This is a genomic window from Acidovorax sp. LjRoot204, from assembly GCF_056175785.1.
This window is the reverse complement of the sequence record NZ_JBGFFF010000255.1, coordinates 1-4029: the sequence shown is the minus strand read 5'-3', so window position 1 is coordinate 4029 and position 4029 is coordinate 1. Positions and strand designations below refer to the sequence as shown.

Sequence of the window (4029 nt, the reverse complement as noted above, 5' to 3'; positions counted from 1 at the left end):
GCCCGTAGCGCAGCGAAGGGACGCGCGCAGTAGGGTCGCCCTTTCTTTGGTGACTTTCTTTCGGCGACGCGAAAGAAAGTTACTCGCACGCCGGGCGACTCCCGGCCTCCGTCCTCAACCCGAGCACGCCGCCAGACCGGCACCCACACTCACAAACTACAAAAACAATAGCTACCAGCGCTTAATGGATAAGCGCCAGAGCCCAAAAAGACTTCAAAAAATCAAACCCACCCCGCATCCACCTTGAACTCCTGCGCCGTACACATCGCCGCATCGTCCGACGCCAAAAACAACACCATTCGCGCAATGTCATGCGGCCGCAGCTTGTCCGGCAAACACTGGTTGCGCGCCAGCTCCTTCTCGCCCTCGGCGTCCAGCCACAGCTTGATCTGCCGCTCCGTCATCACCCACCCCGGCGACACCGTGTTAATGCGGATCCGGTCCTGCCCCAGCGTCTTGGCCAGCCCGCGCGTGAGGCCGTTCACCGACGACTTGGCAATCGCATAGCAGGGGTAGCCCGTGCCCTTGCCCTGCCAGCCGGTGGAGCCCAGGTTGATCACCGAGCCCGCGCCCAGCCTGCGCATGCCCGGCACCACGGCCTGGATGGCGAAGAAGGCGGGGCGCTCGTTGATGGCCATGCGCTCGTCGTAGTACTCGGGCGTCACGGACTCCAGCGTGTGCCGGTCATCGCTGGCCACGTTGTTCACCAGCACTGCAAAGTCGCTGCCCAGCTCGGCCGCCGCTTCGGCCACACAGGCTTGCAGGGCGTTCACATCGCGCACATCACACACACGCCACCAGGGGCGGGGCAGGCCTGCGTCGGCAATGTGCTGGGCCAGGGCTTCGCTCGCGTTGCGCGCCACGTCCACAAACGCCACGCGGGCACCTTGCTCGGCAAACGCCGCCACGATGGCCGCGCCAATGCCGCTGCCGCCGCCCGTCACAAACACGGCGCGGCCTTGCAGGCTGGGGAATTTCGCCAGGCCCTGGGGGGCGCCGGTGGCATCGGTCGACGAAGAGGAGGGGGTAAAAAGCTGTGTCATATCAATATTGCAATCAATCAATGGCAAAAAAATTCATTTCAAGCATCAATTGGCGTTGATAAGATGCCGCTCGTCAAGTGCCTGGTGGCAGGCCGATGCAAAAAAACGACCGGAGACAACCAACGTGCGCCCTTCGCTGGATACCCCCATCCCACCGTCCAGCGGCGCGTCAGCCTCTGCGCCAACAACCACCGGCGCCGTGCGCTGCGTGGTCGCACTGGGCAACGCACTGGGTGAGGGGGTGATGTGGTCCGTGCGCGAGCAGGCCGTGTACTGGGTGGACATCCTGCAGCGCGAGCTGCACCGCTGGGACCCGGCCACCAGCGCCCACCAGCGCTGGACGTTTGACGAAGAGATTTCTGCCATTGCCGAACGCGTGCACGCCCCGGGCTTCATCGTCACCCTGCGCCGGGGCTTTGCACTGTTCGACCCCGCTGCTGACATCGCCCCGCGCTACCTGCACCAGCCCGAGCCAGAGCGCACAGGCAACCGATTCAACGACGGCAAGTGTGACGCGCAGGGCCGCTTCTGGGGTGGCAGCATGGACTTTGCGTGCGAGGCTCCCACGGGCGCGCTCTACACCTACACCGCCAGCGGCGACTGCGTGCGGCACGACGATGGTTTTGCCGTGACCAATGGCCCCACCTGGGCCCCTACCGCGCAAGGCACGGCCATGTTTTTCAACGACACGGTGCAGGGCACCACCTACCGCTACCGCTGCGACCCAGCCACCGGCACCGTGAGCGACAAGACCTTGTGGAAGCGCTGGCCCGCGGCTGACGGCGTGCCCGACGGCATGACCACCGATGCGCAGGGCCGCCTGTGGGTTGCGCACTGGGGCGGTGGCTGTGTCACCTGCCATGACGCCGACACGGCGGGCGAGCTGGCCCGCATCCCGCTGCCCGTGAGCCAGGTCACCAACTGCGCCTTTGGCGGTGCGGACCTGTGCACGCTGTACATCACGTCGGCCCGCACCGGCCTCACGCCAGAGCAGCTCGCAGCCGAGCCGCTGGCCGGGGCACTGTTTGCCGTGGACATCAGCACGCCCGGCCTGCCCGCGCATCTGTTTGGCGGCTGATGCCGGCCGCGCGCGCAGCAGCGAGGCCCATGGCTCCGCCTCCTTTTTTCTCCATCCCGCAGAAAGCACACCGCCCATGACCGAGGCCTCTCCATCCCACCCCATCGTCTGGCTGCACCACGCGGGGCAGCACCTGGGCCTGGTGCCCACACTGGGCGGCAGCGTGGCGGCCTGGCAGATCGACGACCCGCAAGAGGCTGATGCACGCATCGACCTGTGGCGGCCGTGGGATGGCGCCACGCCCGACCTGTACCAGCTTGCATCCTTCGCCATGGTGCCCTGGTCCAACCGCATCAGTGGCGGCGGGTTTGAGCATGCAGGGCAGTTCCACCCCATGCGTCCCAACCGTATGGGCGAGCCGTACCCCATCCACGGCGACGGGTGGTTGCAGCCCTGGCAGCTGACCCAGTCCGCGCCCGACACGCTGCAGATGCAGCTGCGCTCCGAGCGCTTTGACGGCAACCCTTACGAGTACGAGTGCGTGCAGACCTTCCGGCTGGTGGAGGGCGGCCTGGAACAGTCGGTGCAGGTGCGGCACCTGGGCGCACAGCCGCTGCCCTACGGCCTGGGCCTGCACCCCTGGTTTCCGCGCACGCCCGGCACGCGCATCACGGCGCCGGTGCAGGGCGTGTGGCTGTGTGGCGACGACCCTTTGCCCACGGAGCACACGCAGCAGTTTCCGCTTGGCTGGGACTTGAATGCAGGCGCCCCCGCCAACGGCGGCCTGATCGACAACGCCTACACCGGCTGGGGCGGCACCGCGCAGATCGACTGGCCCGAGCGCGGTCTGCGCCTTACCGTCCACATGCCAGACTTTGCCAAGAACGGCGGCGCGGCCCACCACTACTGCCTGGTGTACCGCCCGCCGCAGGGCCCGGCGTTCTGCTTTGAGCCCATCACCCAGCCCATCGATGCCTTTCACCAACCGGGCCAGCCCGGCCTGCGCACCTTGGCGCAGGGCGAGGTGCTGGCGATGAACGTGTCGTGGCGGTACGGGGMGTTGTGAGCGCCCCTGGGGCGCCCCAGAAGAGGGTTTGTAGCGAAATCTGCCGGTAGCGATAGTGAATCATGCGCTGGCAGCTATTAAATCGATAGTGGATCAGATCACCCGGAACCCGTGGGTGCCGTCGCGCCCCAGTTGTTCCACCAGCCCGAACTCCCAGTCCAGGTAGGCCTGCATCGCCTCGCGCGGGCTGTCGGTGCCTTCGTACGGGCGGCGGTAGCGGTCGATGCGGGGCGAGGCCAGGCGCGTCTCGCCATGCTCCAGCGGCAGGCCCTGGGCGATCCAGGCCAGCGTGCCACCCTCCAGCACCACCACCTCGGCACCACCCGTCAGGCGGGCCAGGTCCTGCGCGGCATAGCGTGCCAGCAGGCTGCTGCCGCAGGTCAGCACATAACGCTGCGCCTTGGGAATGCTGGCCACGGCCTGCGCCAGTTGCGAGCGGATCACGAACCACGCGCCGGGGATGTGGCGCTGCACGTAGTTGGCGCTGGTGGTCAGGTCCAGCACGGCGGTGTGGCCGGGGCGCTCTTTGCTTTCTTCGTTCAGCCAGGCCRCCAGTTGTGCGGGCGTGACCCAGGCAATGGGGYCTTCGGGCTCGGGCACGGTGTTGGCCACGGCGCCGGTCTCGCTGAAGTCGGCGGCGGGCGCGTCGTCCAGCACCCACACGTCCCAGCCCATCTGCGCCAGCCACGATGCACTCATGTTCGCGCGCACGCCGTCGTCATCCATCAGCACGATGCGCGCGCCACGCACGGCGGCGGTGTGGTCGGTCTCCTGCACCAGCTGGCCGCCGGGCGTGTTGCGAAAGCCGGGCAGGTGGCCTGCGGCAAATTCTTCGGGCGTGCGCACGTCCAGCAGGTAGGTGGTGCGCTGCGCCTCGGCCCCAAAGCGCGCCAGGTCGGCGG

General features: G+C 67.4%; 4 protein-coding genes. 2 read left to right on the top strand and 2 right to left on the bottom strand.

Annotation, left to right across the window (positions count from 1 at the left end):
* Positions 1-221: 221 nt before the first annotated feature.
* A complete protein-coding gene (locus AC04MI_RS23890; RefSeq protein ID WP_055401789.1) occupies positions 222-1043 on the bottom strand; it encodes an SDR family NAD(P)-dependent oxidoreductase in 822 nt (273 codons plus the stop codon).
* Positions 1044-1167: 124 nt separating this feature from the next.
* On the opposite strand from AC04MI_RS23890, the gene AC04MI_RS23885 reads away from it, so the two are divergent.
* Positions 1168-2121: an SMP-30/gluconolactonase/LRE family protein gene (locus AC04MI_RS23885; RefSeq protein ID WP_436078610.1), complete on the top strand. Its 954-nt coding sequence runs from the start codon at positions 1168-1170 to the stop codon at positions 2119-2121.
* Between the two features lie 76 nt (positions 2122-2197).
* Complete coding sequence (locus AC04MI_RS23880; protein ID WP_476498894.1) at positions 2198-3127, top strand: aldose 1-epimerase; 930 nt, start codon at positions 2198-2200, stop codon at positions 3125-3127.
* Between the two features lie 93 nt (positions 3128-3220).
* On the opposite strand, the gene AC04MI_RS23875 is transcribed toward AC04MI_RS23880, so the two are convergent.
* On the bottom strand, positions 3221-4029 hold an 809-nt coding region (locus AC04MI_RS23875), incomplete at its 5' end, for a rhodanese-like domain-containing protein (RefSeq protein ID WP_476498893.1).